At 52.1% G+C, this 22,290-nt stretch carries 20 protein-coding genes and 1 tRNA gene; 13 read left to right on the top strand and 8 right to left on the bottom strand.

The window, feature by feature from the left end:
- Position 1 precedes the first annotated feature (1 nt).
- Together ABWP81_RS05505 and ABWP81_RS05500 are read right to left on the bottom strand one after the other, a co-directional pair.
- A complete protein-coding gene (locus ABWP81_RS05505) occupies positions 2-439 on the bottom strand; it encodes a DUF3619 family protein (protein ID WP_353140141.1) in 438 nt (145 codons plus the stop codon).
- Positions 436-1,002, bottom strand: coding sequence for an RNA polymerase sigma factor (locus tag ABWP81_RS05500; RefSeq protein WP_353131746.1), 567 nt, complete (start codon positions 1,000-1,002; stop codon positions 436-438). Before ABWP81_RS05500 ends, ABWP81_RS05505 begins: the two co-directional genes overlap by 4 nt.
- A 262-nt stretch (positions 1,003-1,264) precedes the next feature.
- On the opposite strand from ABWP81_RS05500, the gene ABWP81_RS05495 reads away from it, so the two are divergent.
- The 6 genes from ABWP81_RS05495 (at position 1,265) to ABWP81_RS05470 (ending at position 8,349) form a co-directional block, all read left to right on the top strand.
- Complete coding sequence (locus ABWP81_RS05495; protein ID WP_353131745.1) at positions 1,265-3,037, top strand: acetolactate synthase 3 catalytic subunit; 1,773 nt, start codon at positions 1,265-1,267, stop codon at positions 3,035-3,037.
- A gap of 17 nt (positions 3,038-3,054) precedes the next feature.
- Positions 3,055-3,546: an acetolactate synthase small subunit gene (gene ilvN, locus ABWP81_RS05490; RefSeq protein ID WP_353131744.1), complete on the top strand. Its 492-nt coding sequence runs from the start codon at positions 3,055-3,057 to the stop codon at positions 3,544-3,546.
- A 38-nt stretch (positions 3,547-3,584) separates the two neighbouring features.
- Entirely contained in the window at positions 3,585-4,601 is a 1,017-nt protein-coding gene (ilvC, locus tag ABWP81_RS05485) for a ketol-acid reductoisomerase (protein WP_353131743.1), read from the top strand.
- 106 nt (positions 4,602-4,707) lie between these two features.
- On the top strand, positions 4,708-5,511 hold the full coding sequence (gene pssA / locus ABWP81_RS05480) for a CDP-diacylglycerol--serine O-phosphatidyltransferase (protein WP_353131742.1): 804 nt from the start codon (positions 4,708-4,710) through the stop codon (positions 5,509-5,511).
- A 207-nt stretch (positions 5,512-5,718) separates the two neighbouring features.
- On the top strand, positions 5,719-7,257 hold the full coding sequence (locus ABWP81_RS05475) for a 2-isopropylmalate synthase (RefSeq protein WP_353140139.1): 1,539 nt from the start codon (positions 5,719-5,721) through the stop codon (positions 7,255-7,257).
- A 120-nt stretch (positions 7,258-7,377) separates the two neighbouring features.
- On the top strand, positions 7,378-8,349 hold the full coding sequence (locus tag ABWP81_RS05470) for a serine hydrolase (protein ID WP_353140137.1): 972 nt from the start codon (positions 7,378-7,380) through the stop codon (positions 8,347-8,349).
- A 51-nt stretch (positions 8,350-8,400) separates the two neighbouring features.
- Here the strand turns inward: ABWP81_RS05470 and ABWP81_RS05465 are convergent, their stop codons facing one another.
- Genes ABWP81_RS05465 through aat form a run of 3 tightly spaced genes read right to left on the bottom strand, consistent with a single transcriptional unit; the run spans position 8,401 to position 10,679 of the window.
- Positions 8,401-9,180, bottom strand: coding sequence for an IclR family transcriptional regulator (locus ABWP81_RS05465; RefSeq protein WP_353131739.1), 780 nt, complete (start codon positions 9,178-9,180; stop codon positions 8,401-8,403).
- Positions 9,181-9,192: 12 nt separating this feature from the next.
- Positions 9,193-9,936, bottom strand: a complete 744-nt coding sequence (locus ABWP81_RS05460) for an arginyltransferase (protein WP_353140135.1) — start codon at positions 9,934-9,936, stop codon at positions 9,193-9,195.
- Positions 9,933-10,679, bottom strand: coding sequence for a leucyl/phenylalanyl-tRNA--protein transferase (gene aat, locus ABWP81_RS05455; protein ID WP_353140133.1), 747 nt, complete (start codon positions 10,677-10,679; stop codon positions 9,933-9,935). The genes ABWP81_RS05460 and aat overlap by 4 nt, the downstream gene beginning before the upstream one ends.
- A 177-nt stretch (positions 10,680-10,856) precedes the next feature.
- Here aat and ABWP81_RS05450 point away from each other — a divergent pair, with 177 nt between their 5' ends.
- Both ABWP81_RS05450 and ABWP81_RS05445 read left to right on the top strand, forming a co-directional pair.
- A complete protein-coding gene (locus ABWP81_RS05450) occupies positions 10,857-11,792 on the top strand; it encodes a peptidoglycan DD-metalloendopeptidase family protein (protein WP_353131736.1) in 936 nt (311 codons plus the stop codon).
- A gap of 27 nt (positions 11,793-11,819) precedes the next feature.
- Positions 11,820-12,263: a bactofilin family protein gene (locus ABWP81_RS05445; RefSeq protein ID WP_353131734.1), complete on the top strand. Its 444-nt coding sequence runs from the start codon at positions 11,820-11,822 to the stop codon at positions 12,261-12,263.
- Positions 12,264-12,410: 147 nt separating this feature from the next.
- Here ABWP81_RS05445 and ABWP81_RS05440 read toward each other — a convergent pair.
- Positions 12,411-12,501, bottom strand: a tRNA-Ser gene (locus ABWP81_RS05440).
- 78 nt (positions 12,502-12,579) lie between these two features.
- Between ABWP81_RS05440 and ABWP81_RS05435 the strand changes: the two genes are divergently transcribed.
- Positions 12,580-14,844: an Orn/Lys/Arg family decarboxylase gene (locus ABWP81_RS05435; protein ID WP_353131733.1), complete on the top strand. Its 2,265-nt coding sequence runs from the start codon at positions 12,580-12,582 to the stop codon at positions 14,842-14,844.
- Positions 14,845-14,866: 22 nt separating this feature from the next.
- On the opposite strand, the gene ABWP81_RS05430 is transcribed toward ABWP81_RS05435, so the two are convergent.
- Together ABWP81_RS05430 and fabI are read right to left on the bottom strand one after the other, a co-directional pair.
- Positions 14,867-15,724, bottom strand: a complete 858-nt coding sequence (locus ABWP81_RS05430; protein ID WP_353140131.1) for a DNA ligase — start codon at positions 15,722-15,724, stop codon at positions 14,867-14,869.
- Between the two features lie 62 nt (positions 15,725-15,786).
- On the bottom strand, positions 15,787-16,599 hold the full coding sequence (gene fabI / locus ABWP81_RS05425; protein ID WP_353131731.1) for an enoyl-ACP reductase FabI: 813 nt from the start codon (positions 16,597-16,599) through the stop codon (positions 15,787-15,789).
- Between the two features lie 35 nt (positions 16,600-16,634).
- On the opposite strand from fabI, the gene ABWP81_RS05420 reads away from it, so the two are divergent.
- The 4 genes from ABWP81_RS05420 to ABWP81_RS05405 are packed head-to-tail and all read left to right on the top strand — an operon-like array spanning position 16,635 to position 22,186.
- Positions 16,635-18,497 carry an extracellular solute-binding protein gene (locus tag ABWP81_RS05420; protein WP_353140129.1) on the top strand — a complete coding sequence of 621 codons (1,863 nt, stop codon included), beginning with the start codon at positions 16,635-16,637 and terminating at the stop codon, positions 18,495-18,497.
- Positions 18,494-19,528, top strand: a complete 1,035-nt coding sequence (locus tag ABWP81_RS05415) for a microcin C ABC transporter permease YejB (protein ID WP_353140127.1) — start codon at positions 18,494-18,496, stop codon at positions 19,526-19,528. The genes ABWP81_RS05420 and ABWP81_RS05415 overlap by 4 nt, the downstream gene beginning before the upstream one ends.
- Entirely contained in the window at positions 19,494-20,555 is a 1,062-nt protein-coding gene (locus ABWP81_RS05410; RefSeq protein WP_353140125.1) for an ABC transporter permease, read from the top strand. Before ABWP81_RS05415 ends, ABWP81_RS05410 begins: the two co-directional genes overlap by 35 nt.
- Positions 20,552-22,186, top strand: a complete 1,635-nt coding sequence (locus tag ABWP81_RS05405) for an ABC transporter ATP-binding protein (protein WP_353140123.1) — start codon at positions 20,552-20,554, stop codon at positions 22,184-22,186. The genes ABWP81_RS05410 and ABWP81_RS05405 overlap by 4 nt, the downstream gene beginning before the upstream one ends.
- The last annotated feature ends 104 nt before the right edge of the window (positions 22,187-22,290 follow it).

Below are 22,290 nucleotides of genomic sequence, written 5' to 3'. Positions count from 1 at the left end.
GTTAATCTTTGCTATCAATGGCGATGGGGTTCTTCAAAAACTGAAGAAAACCGGGGTCAGCGTAAGCGGCAGGTGGCAAGTCGTCGACCAGCAAGGCAGAGTCGACTTCGGCCAATTCGTTGGCGCGGTCTTCATCCATGATGTTTTGAATCAGCGCCAGGCCTGCTACCAATGCAATTAGAGGTAAGAGGGATGCCACGCGGCTCCATATGTTCAGACCTTCGTCACCGCCGAAGTTCAGCAAGGCTGCACCGTTTTGGTGAACCACGGCCGTGCTGGTTTGTAGACGGGTTTGGGGCTTCAAGCGAGCGGCCACAGCGCGTGTGCGTGCGGCTCGCAGGCGCTCAGTGATGTCGTGGGGTAGAGCAAGGCTAGCTGAATTCAGTTGTGCAGCAATGCGCAAACCAAAATTGTCTTGGGTATTTGCGGTATTGGTCATGGTTGAATCCCCTTTAATTTAAGCGCTTTGCTGAGTGCCAGAACAGCCCGAGAGCAATGTGTTTTGACGCTTCCTTCCGAACAACCCATGGCAGCGGCAGTCTCGGAAACATCTAGATCCTCCCAATAACGCAGTAGGAACGCTTCTCGTTGACGTGCTGGCAAGTTTTGTATTTCTACCTCAATATCGTGAACATTTGATACGCTAGCAAAATTATCTTCTGCACTTTGGGTGGTTTGACTGTCATTTTCGACGGCCAAGGCCTCTAAAAGATTAAATTCACCATCGTCACTGCCTGATTCAAAGTCGCTAAAGTTGCTAAACAAGGCCTTTCGAGTTTTGTTGCGCCTAAACCAGTCAAGTGTGGTGTTGGACAAGATTCTGTGAAATAGCATGGGCAGCTCTGCTGCTGGCTTGTCACCGTAATGTTCGGCGAGTTTCATCATGCTGTCTTGAACGATATCTAACGCCGCTTCGTCGTCACGAACGTGATACACCGAGCGTTTGAAGGCACGCTTCTCGACGCTTTTTAGAAAGTCTGACAGTTCTTGTTCGGTGGCCACTGACGATGGGGTTTCAAGTTTGAATCGGGCGCGATTATGGCACTAGCCTATGGTTTTTATGTCCAAAAGAGTGAATTCGTTTAAAGAAGGTGTCATAATCTAAGGCTGCAATTCGACAAAAAAGGCAAACGGGTCTCGGTCCGGCGCGAACCATGCGCTTATGGCTACAGGTCCAAAGTTTCGATGCTGCCCCACAAGGGTTCGCCAAGAAGCACCCAAGGTTTTTCGTTGACGAAATTCACTCAGGTTAAAAGGTAAACAAATGGACATTACAAAGTCGGAATCGCATTCCGCAACCGCTTCTGGCGGTCAGTCAAAAGAACTGATGGGCGCCGAAATCCTCGTGAAGGCGCTGCAAGCTGAAAACGTCAAGCACATTTGGGGCTATCCCGGCGGTGCAGTTCTCTACATCTACGACGCGCTTTACAACCAAAACACAATTCAGCACGTATTGGTTCGCCATGAGCAAGCAGCAGTTCACGCTGCCGATGGCTACGCGCGTGCCACGGGTGATGTGGGTGTGGCTTTAGTTACATCTGGGCCAGGCGCCACCAATGCCGTGACCGGCATCGCCACGGCTTATATGGACAGCATCCCCATGGTGATCATCACCGGTCAAGTGCCAACGCACGCGATTGGGTTAGATGCTTTTCAAGAGTGCGACACCATTGGCATCACGCGTCCAATCGTCAAACATAACTTCTTGGTCAAAGACGTTCGCGACTTAGCTTTGACGATGAAAAAAGCGTTCCATATTGCACGCAGTGGTCGCCCGGGGCCTGTGGTGGTGGACATTCCAAAAGATGTGTCATTTAAGAAGACCGCTTACGAAGGCTATCCCGCAGAAGTTCATATGCGCTCTTACAACCCTGTGCGCAAGGGTCATGGCGGTCAAATACGCAAGGCTTTGCAACTGTTGATGGCGGCCAAACGTCCCTACATTTATACCGGTGGCGGTGTGTTGCTGGGTAATGCGTCGCAAGAGTTGCGCACCTTGGTAGACATGCTGGGCTATCCCGTCACCAATACTTTGATGGGCCTTGGTGCTTATCCCGCCAGTGCGCCTAAGTTTTTGGGCATGTTGGGCATGCATGGCACGATTGAGGCTAACAACGCCATGCAAAACTGCGATGTGTTGCTAGCTGTTGGCGCCCGATTTGATGATCGCGTGATTGGCAACCCTAAACACTTTGCCCTAAACGAACGAAAGATCATCCACATCGATATCGATCCGTCCAGTATTTCCAAGCGCGTGAAGGTTGATATCCCTATCGTGGGCGATGTCAAAGACGTACTGGTCGAGATGATCGACATGATCAAGGAATCAGCCTTGAAGCCAGACGCCACTGCGTTGTCTGAGTGGTGGGAAACCATCGAAGGATGGCGTAAGCGCAACTGCTTGAAATATGACCGCAGCAACACAGAAGTCATCAAGCCTCAGTATGTCATCGAGACTCTGCACAACATGACCAAGGGCACTGATACCTACATCACCTCTGATGTGGGTCAGCACCAAATGTGGGCTGCTCAGTATTACGGTTTTGATGAGCCACGCCGCTGGATCAACTCAGGTGGATTGGGCACCATGGGCGTGGGCATTCCTTACGCCATGGGTATTAAGTTGGCTAAGCCAGATAGCGAAGTTTTTTGTGTGACAGGCGAGGGCTCGGTGCAAATGTGTATCCAAGAACTCTCCACCTGCTTTCAGTACAACACACCCATTAAAGTGTTGGCACTGAACAACCGCTACCTTGGCATGGTGCGTCAGTGGCAAGAAATTGAATACGAAAGTCGCTATAGCAGCAGTTATATGGACGCTTTGCCTGACTTCGTAAAGCTTGCTGAAGCCTATGGCCATGTGGGTATGTTGATTGAGCGTCCTGAGGATGTGGAGCCCGCTTTGCGTGAAGCCCGTCGCCTCAAAGACCGTACGGTGTTCATTGATTTCCGTACCGATCCCACCGAAAACGTGTTCCCCATGGTGAAAGCCGGCAAGGGCATCACCGAAATGCTGCTTGGCAGCGAAGACCTCTGAGCGGGAAAGATGACACCATGAAACACATCATTTCCCTGATGCTTGAAAACGAACCTGGAGCGCTGTCTCGTGTGGTGGGTTTGTTCTCTGCACGTGGCTACAACATTGAATCTCTGACCGTGGCGCCGACTGAAGATGCAAGTTTGTCTCGTATGACTATTCAAACGCATGGCTCAGACGAGGTGATTGAACAAATTACCAAGCACCTGAACCGTTTGATTGAAGTGGTAAAAGTGGTCGATTTGACCGAAGGCGCTTACACCGAACGCGAGCTGATGCTGGTTAAAGTGCGTGCCGTAGGTAAAGAGCGCGAAGAAATGAAGCGCATGGCCGATATCTTTCGTGGTCGCATTATTGATGTGACTGAAAAGAGCTACACCATTGAGTTGACAGGCGACCTGTCTAAAAACGATGCGTTCTTAGAGGCGATTGACCGTAGCGCTATTCTTGAAACTGTTCGCACGGGCGCTTGCGGTATTGGCCGCGGTGAGCGCATCTTGCGTATTTAAATACCAACCCTTTTCAAAGTATTTTTTAGGAGAACCCTGTGAAAGTTTTTTACGACAAAGATTGTGATCTGTCCCTTATCAAAGGCAAGACTGTGGCCATCATTGGCTACGGCTCACAAGGCCACGCACACGCACAAAACTTGAACGAAAGCGGCGTCAAAGTCGTGGTCGGTTTGCGTAAAGGCGGGGCTTCATGGGACAAAGTCGCCAAAGCTGGCTTAAACGTTTTGGAAGTCAATGACGCGGTGAAAGCGGCTGACGTGGTCATGATTCTGTTGCCTGACGAAAATATCCCAGACGTGTACAACAACAATGTTGCCCCCAACATGAAGCAAGGCGCTACTTTGGCGTTTGCTCACGGTTTCAATGTTCACTACAACCAAGTGATTCCACGTGCTGATTTGGACGTGATCATGGTCGCTCCAAAAGGTCCAGGCCACACCGTGCGCTCTGAGTACCTCAAAGGCGGCGGCGTGCCCTCGTTGATCGCTGTTTACCAAGACAAGTCGGGCAAAGCCCGTGACTTAGCTTTAAGCTACGCGATGGCGAACGGTGGTGGCAAGGGCGGCATCATCGAAACCAACTTCAAAGAAGAAACAGAAACCGACTTGTTCGGTGAGCAGGCCGTGTTGTGCGGTGGCGCTGTGGAGTTGGTCAAGATGGGCTATGAGACTTTGACCGAAGCTGGCTATGCTCCTGAAATGGCTTACTTTGAGTGCTTGCACGAGTTGAAGTTGATCGTTGACTTGATGTACGAAGGCGGCATTGCCACCATGAACTACTCGATCTCGAACAATGCAGAGTACGGTGAGTATGTCACCGGCAAAGAGATCATCAACGAGCAATCACGCGAAGCCATGCGCAATGCATTGAAGCGCATTCAAACTGGCGAATACGCCAAGATGTTCATCTTGGAAGGTAAGACCAATTACCCAAGCATGACGGCACGTCGTCGCTTGAATGCCGAGCATTCGATCGAAATCGTGGGTGAAAAATTGCGCGCCATGATGCCTTGGATTTCCAAGAACAAACTGGTTGACCAAACCCGCAACTAAGCGCACGCTGTTTGTACCGACAAAGGCCACTTTGGTGGCCTTTGTCGTTCTTGGCGGTCTTTGGTGCAGCGCTTACACTCAAGGTCAACTTTTCGGAATGACTCGAATGACAGAACAGCAAGACCACGCAGAAGAATTTGTGCCACGCAAACCCAGCAAAGGCATTTATGTCTTGCCCAACTTGTTCACTTTGGCTGCATTGTTCGGTGGTTTTTACGCCATCGTCATGGCCATGAATGAGCGCTACGAAATGGCCGCCATTGGTGTGTTTTGTGCCATGGTGCTTGACAGTTTAGACGGCCGCGTTGCCCGCATGACCAACACGCAAAGTGCGTTTGGTGAACAAATGGACTCCTTGGCTGACATGGTGTCATTTGGTGCGGCGCCTGCCTTGATTTCTTATGAGTGGGCGCTTAAGGGCTTAGGTCGCTGGGGCTGGGTGGCTGCCTTTGTTTACATATCCTGCGCGGCTTTGCGTTTGGCGCGCTTTAATGTCAATACCGCCGTGGTGGACAAGCGTTTTTTCCAAGGCTTGCCTTCGCCAGCTGCCGCGGCTTTGGTGATGGGCTTCATGTGGCTGATGACTGAGATGGGCATCTCAGGCCCTGAGGTCGCTTGGCCCATGTTTGCTTGGTGTTTGTACTCTGGTTTGACCATGGTGACCAACGTTCCGTTTTACAGCTTCAAAGATGTACAAATGAAGAAAAGTGTGCCATTTGCTGTCATTGTGATGTTGGCTTTGGTGATCGCGGTGATTAATATTCATCCACCCATCGTGTTGTTTGCTTTGTTTATGTTTTATGGTTTGAGCGGCTATGCTTTGTATGCATGGCGTCGGGCCAAGGGCATTCAAACCAGCCTGATCAGCACATCCACAGATGAGCCCGATGAAGCGGGTTTGCACAAATAAGACACAATGTGCAACAAATGTTTTCGCTTTGTGCTAAATTGATGGCATGAATAATTTTTCGCTAGTACTACTACTTCTATCCCCCACCGGGCGGAGTTGTTAGCGCACGCGCAAACACCACAAGGCCCGTATGCACATGCAGCGGGCCTTTTGCTTTGGGGCTAAAACAAACGTTGCTAGTTATTTGGAAATATAGGAGTCCTGACCATGACCGATAAACTTATCATTTTTGACACCACCTTGCGCGACGGCGAACAATCGCCCGGCGCTTCTATGACGCGCGATGAAAAACTGCGCATCGCCCGTCAGTTGGAACGTTTGGGGGTGGATGTCATTGAGGCTGGTTTTGCGGCCAGCTCTAATGGTGACTTTGAGGCGGTGCAGGGCATTGCCAACGCCATCAAGGATGCCACCATTTGCTCTTTGTCACGCGCCAATGACCGCGACATCAGCCGCGCTGCCGAGGCCCTCAAAGGTGCCAACAGCGCCCGCATTCATACCTTCATCGCCACATCGCCCTTGCACATGGAGAAGAAGTTGCGCATGTCACCTGAACAGGTACTTGAGCAAGCCAAGCAATCGGTGCGTTTTGCACGTAACTTGGTGGGTGATATCGAGTTCAGCGCAGAAGACGGCTATCGCAGCGAGATGGACTTTTTGTGCCGCGTGGTTGAGGCGGTGATTGCTGAAGGTGCGACCACCATCAACATTCCCGACACTGTGGGCTACGCCATTCCAGAGTTGTATGGCAACTTCATCAAAACTTTGCGCGAGCGAGTGCCTAACTCTGACAAGGCCATTTGGTCCGTGCATTGCCACAACGACTTGGGCATGGCGGTGGCCAACTCTTTGGCCGGTGTGAAGATTGGAGGCGCACGTCAGGTCGAATGCACGATCAACGGTTTGGGTGAGCGCGCAGGCAACTGCTCGTTAGAAGAGGTGGTCATGGCCATCAAAACCCGCCGTGATTACTTTGATCTCGCCATGAACATCGACACCAAGCAAATCTTGGCTGCCAGTCGCATGGTCAGTCAGACCACAGGTTTTGTGGTGCAGCCCAACAAAGCCGTGGTGGGCGCGAACGCTTTTGCGCACGCATCAGGCATTCACCAGGATGGCGTGCTTAAAGCGCGTGACACATACGAAATCATGCGTGCGGAAGATGTGGGCTGGAGCGCCAACAAAATTGTGTTGGGCAAGCTCAGCGGCCGCAATGCGTTCAAGCAACGCTTGGAAGACTTGGGCGTTCTGTTGGAAAGCGAAGCGGAGATCAATGCTGCTTTTGCTAAGTTCAAAGAGCTGGCTGACCGTAAGAGTGAAATTTTTGACGAGGATATTTTGGCCTTGGTGAGCGAAGAGTCGGTCAGCAATGCCAGCGAGCAGTTTGCGTTTGTGTCTTTGTCGCAACACAGCGAAACCGGCGAGCGCCCGCACGCTAGCGTGGTGTTCACCGTGGCGGGCAAAGAAGTGAGGGGGGATTCTGATGGCAACGGTCCAGTAGACGCTTCGCTTAAAGCGATTGAGTGCCACGTCAAAAGCGGTGCCGAAATGGTGTTGTATTCAGTGAACGCCATCAGTGGCTCGACAGAGAGCCAAGGCGAGGTCACGGTTCGTCTGCAAAACAGCGGTCGCGTGGTCAACGGGGTCGGCTCTGACCCCGACATCGTGGTGGCATCAGCCAAGGCATATTTGAGCGCTCTGAACAAACTTCAAAGTAAGTCTGACCGAGTTGCTGCTCAAGGCTAAATTACAAAAACTGTCACACAGCATCAATTTTGTTAAATAAGTCGCGCAAGTCATTGATCTTGCGCGACTTTTCTTGTTAGACTAGTCGCAATTGTGTTTTTCAAGATTAAGGAACACCACTTGAAACGACTCCTCATTGCGACTTCACTCGGTTTCCTAGTTTCTTTTTGCTCTGTGCATGCCCAGGCTGCACCTAATCAAAAAAAACCAACTGTTCAAAAAACCAAGCCCTCAGTGCTCAAGGCGCATGTACGTCGCGCCAAAGTGGTCAAGGCTGCACCCTTGATTCCCTCTTTTGGCCAAAAAGCCGGATTGCACGCCACCAGTGATCTGTTGGATTTGAAATCCAGCGTGGCTTATGTGATTGACCAAGACACACACGAAGTGTTGATCAGCAAGAACGATAACGCCGTGTTGCCGATTGCTTCCATCACTAAGCTGATGACCGGTTTGATCATCAGCGAAGCTAAATTACCGATGGATGAATCCATCACCATCACTCAAGATGATGTGGATACAGAAAAAGGCAGCAGCTCACGCCTACGTGTAGGTGCCACCTTGACACGTGGCGAATTGCTTCACTTGGCTTTGATGGCCAGCGAAAACCGTGCCGCTCATGCTTTGGGTCGCACTTATCCAGGCGGCATGCCTGTGTTTGTGAACTTGATGAATTCCAAGGCTCATCAATGGGGTATGCGTGACACGCGTTACGTTGAGCCAACAGGCCTGTCTAGCCAAAACCAATCCAGCGGAAAAGATTTGGCCACTTTGGTGGGCTATGCATACCTTGATGACATGGTGCGTCAATTGTCTACATCTCCCAGCCATAGCGTTGAGGTGGGTAACCGCACTTTGCAGTACAACACCACCAACCGATTGGTAAAAAATCCCAACTGGGATATCGGTTTACAAAAAACTGGCTATATCTCGGAAGCTGGCCAATGTTTGGTGATGCAAGCAAAGGTTTCTGGCCGTAAATTGATCATGGTGTTCTTGGACTCTGCGGGCAAACTCAGTCGTATTTCAGATGCTGAGCGCGTTCGCAAGTGGGTAGAGACGAACCACGGGAGCAACGGGCGTCCACAGACTTAACTGTTAATAGATATTCAAAAAAGCCAGCAATGTTGCTGGCTTTTTTAACATTTAGACTTCGTTTAGTTTGAAGCCTAGTGAATGCGATATCGCTTGCGTGGTGGCCTGAAGCTTTGGTAGCCACTCATCATCCAGCCGATCAGCTGGGGCTGAAATGGAAAGACCAGCAACCAACTTGCCTTGGTCGTCGTAAATGCCAGAAGCCATACACCGCACACCGAGCTCAAGCTCTTCGTTGTCACGGGCTACGCCGTATTGCCGGGCTTTGGATAGTTCGCGCTCTAAGGCAGGTAACTGTGTGAGGCTGTTGCGGGTTTGCCCACTCAGGCCTGTGCGCGTCGCATAGGCGCGTACACGTTGCGGGTCGTCTAAGGCTAAAAATAGTTTACCGACCGATGTCAGGTGCAGGGGGGCACGCCCACCGATGGCGCGCACCACCTGCATGCCCGAGCGTTCGCTGAAGGCGCGTTCAATGTAGACAATTTCGTCACCTTGACGCACGCTAAGGTTGACTGGCTGCTGAATGAGTTTGTGTAACTCACGCATAGGCTGGAAGGCGACATCGCGCACATTTAAACGGCCTTTGACCAGGTTGCCAAGCTCCAACAAGCGCATGCCGAGACGGTAGCTGCCAGCTTCTGGACGATCGACAAAGCGGCCCACGGCCAAGTCATTCAAAATGCGGTGCGTGGTGGATGGGTGGAGGCCTGTGCGCTCACTGATTTCCTTGAGAGAAATGGCTTCTTCTCGTGAGGCGAGTACATCGATGAGTGTGAACATGCGCTCAATGACTTGAATATTGGGCGTGGTGGGCACAGTAGTTTTACGCATGATTGAATTTTATCATGTGAAATCAGCTTTCGCCCATGCTTCGTCTACCAAGTATTCGTGAGGGTGAAAGTCGGCTTTGTAGCGCATCTTGGGGCTGTCTTCTATCCAGTAGCCCAAATAGGCGTAAGGCAGGTTCAGCTTTTTTGCTTGTGCAATTTGCCACATCACGTTAAAGGTGCCGTAGCTGGTGTGCGACTCTGGATCGTAAAAAGTGTAGACGGCAGACAAGCCATCATTGAGCACATCCACAATCGAGACCATTTTGAGCGACCCCGCTTCCTTTGAGTCAGAAGGCTCGCGAAACTCGACAAGCCGCGTGTTGACACGGCTCTGTAGCAAAAACTGGCTGTATTGCTCTGTGCTGTCATCATCCATGCCGCCGCCAGCGTGGCGAAGGGTTTGGTAGCGCAGATACAAGTTGTAATGTTCAGGGTCAAAGCCCAGCTTCAAGACCCGCACGTCCAAGTGTTGGTGCTGAGCCCAAGCGCGACGTTGGCTTCGATTGGGTTTGTAATGTTGTGCATCCACGCGCAAGGGTTTGCAGGCCCGGCAGCTGTCGCAATACGGGCGATAGGTAAAAAGGCCGCTACGCCGAAATCCAACGTTCACCAACTCTGTATAAAGATCGTTGTTAACCATGTGGCTGGGTGTTGCCACTTGTGAGCGTGCTGTTTTGTTGGGTAAGTAGCTGCAGGGGTAGGGCGCCGTGGCGTAAAACTGCACGGTTTGCATGGGCAAATCACGGGCGTGGGTCATAGCGGGGCTCTGGTAGAAATAAGAGTTTGCCAATACATGGGGTGGAACAACCACGCGCGAAGGGCGTCTTTGCGAGCGCTTCGTACTTGTTTTAAAAACTCAGGTCGTGGCATTTCAAGTGCGCCTAAAGATGCAAGGTGTGGGGTGTTTTGTTGGCAGTCTATCCAAGGCAGCTCATGCGTGCGTGCAAACGCCACCAAGGCGGCAAGGGCGATTTTTGATGCGTCCGTTTGCACGGCAAACATGGACTCGCCAAACAAGGTATTACCGATGGAGACGCAATACAAGCCTCCTACCAATTGACCGCCGCGCCAAGTCTCAACACTGTGCGCAAAGCCTGCGATATGCAGAGCTTCATAGGCCGAGATCATCTCATCCACAATCCAAGTGCCGGGTTGACCTTTTCGGCTGGCATGTGCGCATTGTCGAATCACGGTGTTGAAATCATGATCAATCCTAATTTCACACGCGCTGTTGCCGATGAACTGCTGCAAGGTTTTGCGAAGCGAGCGATGAAGTTTGAAATCTGCCGTTTTGAGCACCATGCGCGGATCTGGGGACCACCACAGTACAGGTTGTCCCTGGCTGAACCACGGAAACATACCTTGTTGGTAGGCCTCGCACAAGCGTTCAACCGACAGCCCGCCACCAGCGGCAACCAATCCATCCAAATCGCTGCCTTTTTTTTGTGCAGCTTCAGGAGGCGGAAGTGACGTATTTTGCTCTAACCACGGGATGTTCATTTAGTTATTTCATTCGTTTATGTCTATTTTTATGGATTTTTTGAGTTCAAAGGTGTTCTTTATGTTTCTTGACTTTTTACTTCAAATTTAAATGACTTTCGTGAATAGAACTCCCTACAATTCTCACTCCAACTGCGAGCCATCTCACAGCATCCCTGACAAGTTTCGGAGCGACATATGCAATTGATGTGGGTGTCTGGACCCACCGCCTCGGTGCGGACCATTTCTATTACAGCGAAAAAAGTGCTGACTGCAGTCTGCGCCTCAGCGTTTGTGCTGGTGACGTTTGGCGTGTTGTTGCACTTTATCGGTTTTCGAATCGCGATTGAAATGAGTCCTGGCTTAGCGCGCAGCATGGGCGGCGTCACCACAGAGGCCGAGCAGCAAAAAGTTGAGGCGGTTTACCGTGAGCGTCTAGACAATTTGCGCCAAACAATGAGCGCTACTGTTCAAGAAATTCGTCAGCTTGAAACACTTAAAAATCGTTTCATGGAAGTTGCAACGCCAACCAGTTTGCGCGATAAATACATCAAAAAAGATGATGCGCGTGGCGGTCCTTGGCTGCCACTGCGATTTCAAAGCAGTCCATCTCGTGATTTGATTCAAGATTTTGCTTCTGCCATAGATGAATTCAGTCAAACTGAAGCGGCTGTGAAAAATCTATCTCAAAATTGGTCTTCTCAGCTTAGCTGGCTTCATGCCTTGCCCACAGGCATTCCGATGGCAAAGGACTTTCGTGTGACCAGCGGCTTTGGTATTCGCAATGACCCCTTCACAGGGCAGCTGGCGATGCATGAAGGTTTAGACTTTGTGGCCGAAATTGGTTCGCCCATCGTCGCTTCAGCTGCTGGCTTAGTGTCCCGTTCTGGGTGGGATACCGCCTACGGCAATGTGATTGAAGTAAGCCATGTGGAGGGCTTCGTCACCCGTTATGCGCATTTAAGTAAGCGCTTGGTGGAGGTGGGCCAAAAGGTTCAGCGTGGCGAAACAATTGCCCAACTGGGCAGCACGGGTCGTTCGACTGGGCCACATTTGCATTACGAAGTGCTACGCAACGACCGTGTTTTGAACCCCACCCAAATGTTGTTACAAGCCACTGCCACTGCGCCGTGATTGATCTGACTCTCAAGAAGGCCAACCATGTTTGAAAAACTCAGAGATAAATCACTGTCCCCCTCGCAAGAGCGCTTCGACACTATCATTGGCCGTACCACTCAAATCTATGGACGCTTGGTCTTGCTCGACAGTGTGCGCATTGACGGTAAAGTGGTTGGCAACATTGAAACCACCAAAGACAACAAGGTCACTGTCGCCATTGGCAAAACCGGCGAGGTTTCAGGTGACATCACAGCACATCGTGTGATGGTGGCTGGCAAGGTAGAAGGCAATATCTACGCTGCAGAGCGCGTGGAATTCCACAAAGATTCAGTGGTGCAGGGCGATATCTCTTATGGCTCGATCGCCGTCGAGCATGGCGCACGTTTGTTGGGCTTAGTGATTCAAAACCCCATCAGCTCAGCGGCTGCTAACAGCAACGTTGATGCCAAGAATGTCATTAGGAAAGCTCAAGAAAGCAGCAGTTGATGCTTATATGGCCAGCCTAGCCAGTCAATAGCTCTCAAATCGAGATTCATCTGCATCGAAAAATTAAAAAAGCTCCATTAGGAGCTTTTTTTAAGATGAAAGGGTATTGTGATTAGTCAGCCCATTGGCTGATTTGAAATTAATTAGTGGCGGAGCAAGAGGGATTCGAACCCTCGGTGGGCTATTAACCCACACACGCTTTCCAGGCGTGCGACTTAAACCACTCATCCATCGCTCCGAAGCACAACATTGTAACAGTGGGCGAGTACACTTCGCCGCATTCGTTTTGTCTTGCATCACACGCCCGGAGCTCCGCATGAAATTTCGCTTTCCCATCGTCATCATTGATGAAGATTTTCGTTCTGAAAATACGTCAGGTTTGGGCATTCGTGCGCTAGCCGATGCGATTGAAGGTGAGGGCTATGAGGTCATGGGAGCCACGAGCTATGGTGACCTTAGCCAGTTTGCGCAACAGCAGTCTCGCGCCAGTGCTTTCATCTTGTCGATTGACGACGAAGAGTTCACGCCTGGCCCCGATCTGGATCCTGCGGTGTTGAATCTGCGTAACTTCATCGAAGAAGTTCGTCGCAAGAATGCAGACGTGCCGATTTATGTTTACGGCGAGACCAAAACCTCGCGCCACTTACCCAACGACATCTTGCGCGAGTTGCACGGCTTCATTCACATGTTTGAAGACACGCCTGAATTTGTGGCGCGTCACATCATTCGTGAAGCCAAAAGTTACCTAGAAGGTGTGCAGCCGCCGTTTTTCAAGGCTTTGCTCGATTACGCAGAAGACGGTTCGTATTCATGGCATTGCCCTGGTCATTCCGGCGGCGTGGCGTTTCTGAAGAGCCCTGTGGGACAGATGTATCACCAGTTTTACGGCGAAAACATGTTGCGTGCCGACGTGTGTAACGCAGTGGAAGAGTTGGGTCAGCTGTTGGACCACAACGGCGCGATTGGCGAGAGCGAGCGTAATGCAGCCCGTATCTTCAACGCCGACCATTGCTTCTTTGTGACCAACGGCACGAGCACTTCTAATAAAATCGTGTGGCACCACACCGTTGCGCCCGATGACGTGGTGGTGGTGGACAGAAACTGTCACAAGTCGGTACTGCACGCCATCATCATGACCGGGGCTGTGCCGGTTTTTTTGAAGCCTACGCGCAACCACTATGGCATCATCGGCCCGATTCCTCAAAGCGAGTTTGAGCCTGCTGCGATTCAAGCCAAGATCAAGGCCAACCCTTTGCTCAAAGGGGTCGATGCCAAAAAGGTCAAGCCCCGCGTTTTGACCCTCACTCAGTCCACCTACGACGGCGTGTTGTACAACACTGAAACCATCAAGAAGATGTTGGACGGTTATGTGGCCAACTTACACTTTGACGAGGCGTGGTTGCCACATGCGGCTTTCAATTCGTTTTACGGCACTTACCACGCGATGGGTAAAAAGCGCGAGCGTCCCATGCATTCGGTGGTGTATGCCACTCAGTCGATTCACAAGTTGCTGGCGGGTATCAGCCAAGCCAGCCATGTATTGGTGCAAGACTCACAGAAAACCAAGTTGGACCGTCATCTGTTCAACGAAGCGTATCTGATGCACACCAGCACCAGCCCCCAGTACAGCATCATCGCCAGCTGCGACGTAGCCGCTGCCATGATGGAGCCGCCCGGTGGCGCTGCCTTGGTCGAGGAGAGCATTGCTGAAGCCCTAGACTTTCGCCGCGCCATGCGCAAGGTGGACGACGAGTACGGCAAAGACTGGTGGTTCAAAGTGTGGGGGCCGGATGAGTTGGTAGACGACGGCATTGGCCGCGCCGACAGCTGGATCATCAAAGGAAAAGGCAAGTCGTCTAAGTGGCATGGCTTTGGCAACCTAGCCGATGGCTTCAACATGTTGGACCCCATCAAAGCCACCATCGTCACGCCTGGTTTAGATTTGACGGGCAAGTTTGATAAAAACGGCATTCCCGCAAGCATCGTCACCAAGTTTTTGGCTGAAAACGGCGTGATTGTGGAGAAGACGGGCTTGTATAGCTTCTTCATTATGTTCACCATCGGTATCACCAAGGGCCGTTGGAACTCGTTGTTGACGGCTTTGCAGCAGTTTAAGGACGACTACGACCGCAACCAACCGATGTGGCGCATCCTGCCCGAGTTTTGCCAAAAGCACCGTGCCTACGAGCGCATGGGTTTGCGCGACTTGTGTCAGCATGTGCACACGCTTTACGCCAAGTACGACATTGCACGTTTGACCACTGAGATGTACTTGAGCGACCTCACGCCCGCCATGAAACCTAGCGATGCTTATGCACAAATCGCACACCGCAACACCGAGCGCGTGCCCGTGGACGAATTGCTTGGCCGCATCACCACCAGCTTGGTCACGCCCTACCCACCGGGTATTCCGTTGCTTATTCCTGGTGAAGTATTCAATAAGAAGATCATCGATTACCTCAAGTTCGCACGCGAATTCAACCTGCAGTGCCCTGGGTTTGAAACCGACATACACGGTTTGGTTGAGGTCGATGGTGAAGATGGTGTGAGGCGTTATTTCGCTGACTGCGTAAAAGTCTAAGCCGGGCTAAAGACTTTAGGCGTCAACGTTCAATAGTGGGCCTGATGCGAACAAAGCTGCCAAAACGCGGTAGGCCTTTGTCAGTCAATCCGCGAAAGCGGTAAGTGACCCACTGGCCCACAGCGGGTGGGTTTTGCCTTTGGGCATCACTCAAGCCCGTTCCTAGCTTAAAGCGCAAGCCTTGCGGCGTTTCCACCCACAACGCGCCCGTGCTTCCTGTATTTTTACCTTGGCCTGCCTCGTGCCCCACCACTTTGGCTTCGGCATCTTCGTGCTGTTTGACTTTGAGCACTTCGCCGTTACGGCCGCTTTGGTACATGCTGTTGCCTCGGTGTAGTACCAAGCCTTCGCCGCCTTTTAGAACCGTTTTTTGCAGCAATGTTTTTAACTCTGCATGCAATTGAATTTGGTTTTGCGCCACCGCTTGCACCCATGGTTTTCCAATTTGCTTGACTAAGCCTTGGTAGAGGGCAATACGTTCGCTAAATGGCTGGGCGGAGGTTGGTGCGTCAAACACCATGAATCGCAAGGCATGCCATTCGTTGTCTGGCGCCTGTTTTTGCTGAATCACGGATGCCGCTTGTTCAAACTGGCCTAGCCCCGCCCAAAGCTCGCCTTCAAATGGAGTTGAGGGCCAGCCTTGCACAAACCAAGCGGGTGGGTTGAGCACTTTGCCGCTTCGACTCAGAAGTTGTTGGCCGTCCCAATAGCCTCGAATACCGTCGTATTTTTCGCTCACCCAATAGTCGGTGAGACTTTCATTGCCTTGATAAGGGCTAGCCAGCCAAATCGTGGGAGCCTCTAAAGCTGAGGCCTGCCGTAAGGCTAGGCAGCCCAGACAACCTAGGGAAAAGCGTGAAAGTAAATCACGGCGTTGCATGGCCTTCTCCTTGGGGCAGATCGCCCGCAAAATTGGCCACCCTCGTGGCCAGGAGCGCCAGCTTACTCGCCTACTGGCTCTGCAATGCCACCTACAACTTGGCTAAATCCGCCGTCCACATAGGTAATTTCGGCAGTCACGCCGGCTGCCAAGTCAGACATTAAGAACGCAGCCACATTGCCCACATCTTCGATGGTCACGTTGCGGCGAATGGGTGAGGCTTCAGCCACCACGCTTAAAATTTTGCCAAAGCCCTTGATTCCGCTGGCTGCCAAGGTTTTGATGGGGCCGGCGCTGATGCCGTTGGCGCGCAGTTTGCGGCCTTTGGCACCCAAGGATTCGGCCAAATAACGCACCGAGGCTTCAAGCGATGCTTTGGCCAAGCCCATGGTGTTGTAGTTAGGTACGGTGCGGATGGCGCCAAGGTATGACAGGGTCAGCACGGCAGAGTTGTCGTTGAGGTAGGGTAAAGCGGCTTTGGCCATGGCGGGGAAGCTGTAAGCGCTGATGTCGTGCGCTATGGCAAAGCCTTCGCGAGACAAACCTTCCAAGAAATCGCCAGCGATGGCTTCGCGTGGCGCATAGCCAATGCTATGCACAAAGCCATCAAACGTTGGCCAGTGGGCCGACAGGTCTTTGAACATTTGGTTTATTTGGTCATCGCTGCCCACATCGCAATCAAAAATCAGCGTCGAGTCGAAGTCGGCGGCAAACTCTGTGATACGGTCCTTAAAGCGTTCACCCACATAGCTAAATGCCAACTCGGCACCCTGTTCGTGGCAAGCTTTGGCGATGCCATAAGCGATGGAACGGTTAGACAACACGCCCGTGATGAGCAGCTTTTTGCCAGACAGGAAACCAGTTTTTATACTCATGAAATCTCTCCAAAAAAATCTTGCAGAATTGTCGCATGCGTAGCTTCTTCATTTTGTTGGCGTTTCTGTGTTCTGGCCCCTCGTGGGCGGGGCATGCGTACGCCCAATTTGGGGACATCAAATACCCTGCCAACTTTAAAAATTTTGACTATGCCAACCCGCTTGCACCCAAAGGTGGCGAACTGGTTCTGGTGCCTCCTTCACGCTTGTCGAGCTTTGACAAATACAACCCCTTCACCCTCAAAGGCAATGCAGCCCCTGGCTTGGCCGGTTTGGTGTTTGAGTCTTTGCTCACGGGCACCATGGACGAGCCCACCACTTCTTACGGGTTGTTGGCAGAGGACGTGAACGTGGCGGCGGACCGCCGCTCAGCTACTTTCAAGCTTCGTGCGCAAGCCCGTTTCCACAATGGCGAAGCAGTGATGGCGGAGGATGTGAAATATTCGTTTGAGCAGCTCATTAGCAAACTGGCCGCACCGCAGTTCAGAACGTTGTATGCAGAAGTGGCGGCCGTGACCGTGTTGGACCCGCGAACCGTGCGTTTTGATTTCAAACGTGTCAACCCAGAGTTGCCATTGATTGTGGGTGGTATGCCTGTGTTCAGTCGATATTGGGGGGCTGAGGAGGGGCGTGCCAAGCCGTTTGACAAAATCGTCACAGATATTCCGATTGGCAGCGGCCCCTACAAAGTTGGACGCGTGGTGTTTGGTCGCGACATAAGCTACGAACGCGACAACAACTACTGGGCGCGTGACCTCAATGTCCGCAAAGGTTTGTTCAATTTTGACCGGATCACCTACCGCCTTTACAAAGACAGCACGGCACAACTTGAGGGATTCAAGGCGGGCGAATTTGATTTGGTGCAGTCGTTCATCGCACGCGAGTGGGCAAGGGGTTTTACTGGCAAGCAGTTTGTCAGCCGTGAGCTTATGAAGAGCGAGTTTAAACACGGCAATGCGGGCGACTTTCAGGGCTTTATGTTCAACACCCGTCTATCCAAGTTCAAAGATGCCCGAGTGCGCGAGGCCATTGGCTTGGCCATGGACTATGAGTGGATGAACCGGCAGTTGTTTTATGGTGCTTACCAGCGCGTGCGCGGCTATTTTGTGGCCAGTGATTTTGAAGCCACAGGTGTTCCTGATGCAGCCGAGCTGGCCTTGCTACTTCCCTTGCGTGACAAACTTTCTCCCGGTGTTTTCAAAGATGCAGTGCCACAACCGCCGCACACTTCTCTAGACCCCATTTCAGGCGAAACCTTGCGTGACCATTTGCGACGCGCCAAGGCTTTGCTGGAAGAGGCTGGCTGGACCTACCGCGACGGCGCTTTGCGTAACCCACAAGGCGAGCCTTTCACGGTGGAGTTTTTAGACAACTCCGGCTCAATGGGACGAGTGATTACGCCCTACACCAAGAACTTGGAGAAGCTGGGTTTTAAAGTGACCTACAAAGTCATTGACTTTGCGATTTTGCAAAAACGCTTGGATGTGTTTGACTTCGAAATTATCAGCAACCGCATTGTGGGCAGCGAGTCGCCGGGCACAGAGTTGATGGAGCGCTTTGGCTCTAAGGCCGCCACCACCGAGGGCTCAGGCAACTTCATTGGCATCCAAGATCCGGCGGTCGATGCTTTGCTAGAAAACGTCATTTCAGCTAAAACTCGGCCCCAACTTATCACTGCGGTGCGAGCCTTAGACCGCGTGCTGCGCCACGGACACTACAGCGTGCCGCATTGGTATGGCGGCGTGCATCGAGTGGCATGGCGCAATGGTCGCTTCGAGTTGCCTGCGGTGACACCGCGGTATTACCAGCCAGAAACTTGGGCTTCCAACACGTGGTGGGCCACCATTGATAACCGCGCCACCTTGGCTGCCACCAAAAGAGCGGAGCGTGCACCATGAGTTCGTACATTCTCAAACGTTTGCTGTTGATGATCCCCACCTTGTTTGGTGTGCTGTTGATGACCTTTGCGGTGATCCAGTTTGTGCCGGGCGGACCAGTTGAACAGATGGTGTCGCAGTTGCAAGGGCGAGACAGTGGCGGTGAGGGCGCCGCCGTAGCGGGTGCGGGCTACCGTGGCCGTCAAGGTGTGGACGCGGCACGCATCGAAGAAATTCGTCAGCAATACGGCTTTGACAAACCACCCACAGAGCGATTTTGGCAAATGCTTAAACAGTTTGCGGTGTTTGATTTGGGCAAAAGTTTTTTCTATCCCAAAACTGTGTGGGAGCTGGTGAAAGAAAAAATGCCAGTTTCCATCAGCTTAGGGCTGTGGACTTTTTTCTTGAGTTATCTCATCTCTGTGCCACTGGGCGTAGCCAAGGCTGTCCGAGCGGGATCCGCCTTTGACTTGGTCAGCAGCTTGGTGGTGTTGATTGGGTTTGCTATTCCCGGATTTGTGTTGGGCGTAGCACTCTTAGTTGTGTTTGGTGGCCAACTGCAATGGTTTCCGCTGCGAGGTTTGACCTCTGCCAATTGGGAGCAACTTTCGTTTGGTGCGCGCATCACCGACTATCTGTGGCACATCGTGCTGCCCGTGACCTCCAGTGTTTTGGGCGCGTTTGCTGTCATCACGCTGCTCACCAAAAACGCCATGTTGGAAGAGATTCGCAAGCAATATGTGCTGACCGCCCGCGCCAAAGGTTTGTCTGAGCGACGGGTCATTTGGAGTCATGTGTTTCGCAACGCGCTTATCCCATTGGTCACCGGTTTTCCAGCAGCCTTCATTGGCGCATTTTTCACAGGCTCACTTTTGATTGAAACTCTGTTCTCGCTCGATGGTTTGGGGTTGTTGAGTTACGAGAGTGTGATGCGCCGTGACTACCCCGTAGTGTTGGGCACTTTGTATTTGTTTACGTTGATTGGCTTGGTCACCAAGTTGATTAGCGACCTTTGTTATGTCTGGGTGGACCCACGTGTCAAATTTGACTGAAGCCACTCTATCGCCCACACAGCGTGCTTGGCTAAGGTTTAAGCGCAATCGCTTGGGCTTTTACAGCTTGGTGTTATTTGTGTTTTTCTTTAGCCTCAGTTTGTTGGCCGAAGTGCTCTGCAACGACAAGCCCTTGCTAGCTCGTTACAACAGCAGTTTTTACATGCCCATTGTTTTTAACCAGCCCGAGACCACCTTTGGTGGCGACTTTGAAACGCCCACCGACTACCTCGACCCCTTCATCCAAGCCCAATTTGACAAGCCCGGTAACTGGGCTTTGTACCCGCCCGTTCCCTACCATCACAGCACGTTGAACTACTTTGCCAAAGTGCCAAACCCTGCGCCTCCGTCGTCCGATAACTGGGTGGGGACCGATGATCGTGGGCGCGATGTGTTGGCGCGCTTGCTATATGGGTTTCGCATCTCGGTGTTGTTTGCCTTGTCGCTCACCTTGTTTGGTACGGTGATCGGCATTTTGACGGGCGCTTTGCAAGGCTTCTTTGGAGGTAAGACTGACCTTGCCATGCAGCGCTTCATCGAGGTGTGGAGTGCCATGCCAGAGCTCTATTTGCTTATTATTTTTTCAGCGGTGTTTGACCCTAGCATCACCTTGCTGTTGATTTTGCTGGGCCTGTTCGGGTGGATGGGCTTGTCTGACTACGTTCGTGCGGAGTTCTTGCGCAACCGCCAACTTGACTACGTGCGTGCCGCACGTGCGTTGGGTTTGTCAGATACACAAATCATGTGGCGTCACGTGTTGCCCAACAGCTTAACGCCCGTCGTCACCTTTTTGCCCTTTCGCATGAGTGCCGCCATCTTGTCGCTCACCTCGTTGGACTTTTTGGGTTTGGGCGTGCCGCCTGGTACGCCAAGCTTGGGGGAGTTGTTGGCACAAGGCAAAAATAACATTGATGCATGGTGGATTTCCTTGTCCACCTTTGCCGTACTGGTGCTCACCTTGATGCTGCTGACCTTCATGGGTGATGCGCTGCGCGACGCGCTAGATCCGCGAAAGACCCGCTCATGAGATTGCCTTTGCTTCAAGTGCGTGATTTACGGATTGGTTTTCAAACCGAAGATGTTGTCAAAGGCATCAGTTTCAACTTAGACCTTGGCGAGAAAATGGCCTTGGTGGGTGAATCAGGCTCAGGCAAAAGCGTGACTGCACTGAGCTTTGTCAAGCTGCTCGAAGGTGCGCGCGTGTCTGGCCGCGTGTTGTGGACCGCGCAAGACGCAGAATCTTTACAGCCTGACGCCACCGATGCGCCGCAAACATGGGATTTGGTAAAACTCACTGAGCGCGAATTGGTGAACATCAGGGGGCAAGACATTGCGTTTGTGTTTCAAGAGCCCATGACAGCTTTGAACCCCCTCATGATGGTGGGCGAGCAAATTTCAGAAGTCCTTGAAGTTAAGCGCGGTATGTCGCGTGAAGAAGGTTGGCATGAAGCTATCGAGCTGCTTAAGCTCACTGGTATTCCTGAGCCCGTGCGTCGTGCCAGAACCTACCCGCATCAGTTGTCGGGAGGGCAGCGCCAACGCGTGATGATCGCCATGGCATTGGCATGCCGCCCACGCTTGTTGGTGGCTGATGAGCCCACTACTGCGTTGGACGTTTCTTTGCGTGGGCAGATTTTGGATTTGCTGAATGACTTGCAAAAGCGCTTCGGCATGGCCGTGCTACTGATCACACACGACCTCAATACCGTTCGCCGCTTTGCCGACCAAGTCTTGGTCATGGAAAAAGGGGTGATCGTGGAGTCGGGTCAGGTCGATGTGGTGCTGACTCATCCCAGCCATCCCTACACTCAAAAACTGATTGATAGCCAACCACCGCGCAACGTAGTGGCAGCTAAAAGTAATGCGCCTGTGGTGATGCAGGCAAGAGCGCTGCGTGTGCGCTATCCCATCCGTCTCTCGGGTTGGCGAGGTTGGTTTAAGGCCGGAAACTTTGTGGCAGTGCAGGGCGTGAGCTTTGATTTGCGGGCGGGTCAAACCCTAGGTGTGATTGGCGAATCGGGTTCGGGTAAAACCACACTGGCTTTGGCTTCGCTTGGCCTGATACCCTCTGAGGGCACACTGACCATTGACGGGGCGGCTTGGCAAGGTAAAGCTGCTCAAGATTTGCCGCTGCGCCGCAAAGTGCAGGTCGTGTTCCAAGACCCGTTTTCCTCGCTGTCGCCGCGTATGAACGTGCAAGAGTTGGTGTCTGAGGGTTTAACCCTGCACGCCCCTGAGTTGGATGAACTGGGCCGTTTGCGCCGTATGTTGGTCACCTTGGCAGCGGTGGGGTTGACCGAAACCGAGTTTCCCGGTTTGTTGCAGCGTTACCCACATGAGTTTTCTGGTGGTCAGCGTCAGCGCTTGGCGATTGCCAGGGCTCTGGTGGTCGAACCGCAGGTGCTGGTGTTGGACGAACCCACCAGTGCCTTGGATGCCACTATTCAGCTCCAAGTGTTGCAACTCTTGCAAAAGCTCCAGCGGGAGCGGGGCTTGAGCTATTTGCTCATCACCCACGATGTATCCGTTATCCGTGCCATGGCGCATCATGTGATGGTCATGAAATCCGGCAAGGTGGTGGAGGCGGGTTCATTTGAGCAAGTTTTGAACAATCCTCAAGCTGCCTACACCAAGATTTTGGTGGGGGATGAGGTTTAAAAAGTCCTTTTATCCTTTGATAATCAAGCATTTAGGCGCTACAATATGCGCTTCACGACCAAACGGGCGGGTAATTACCGCTCGTTTTTTTTGGTCGTTTGTTT

This window comes from Limnohabitans sp. (assembly GCF_040401135.1).
In the GTDB taxonomy this organism is placed as follows: Bacteria; Pseudomonadota; Gammaproteobacteria; order Burkholderiales; family Burkholderiaceae_C; genus Limnohabitans.
This window is presented reverse-complemented; position numbering and strand designations above follow the sequence as displayed.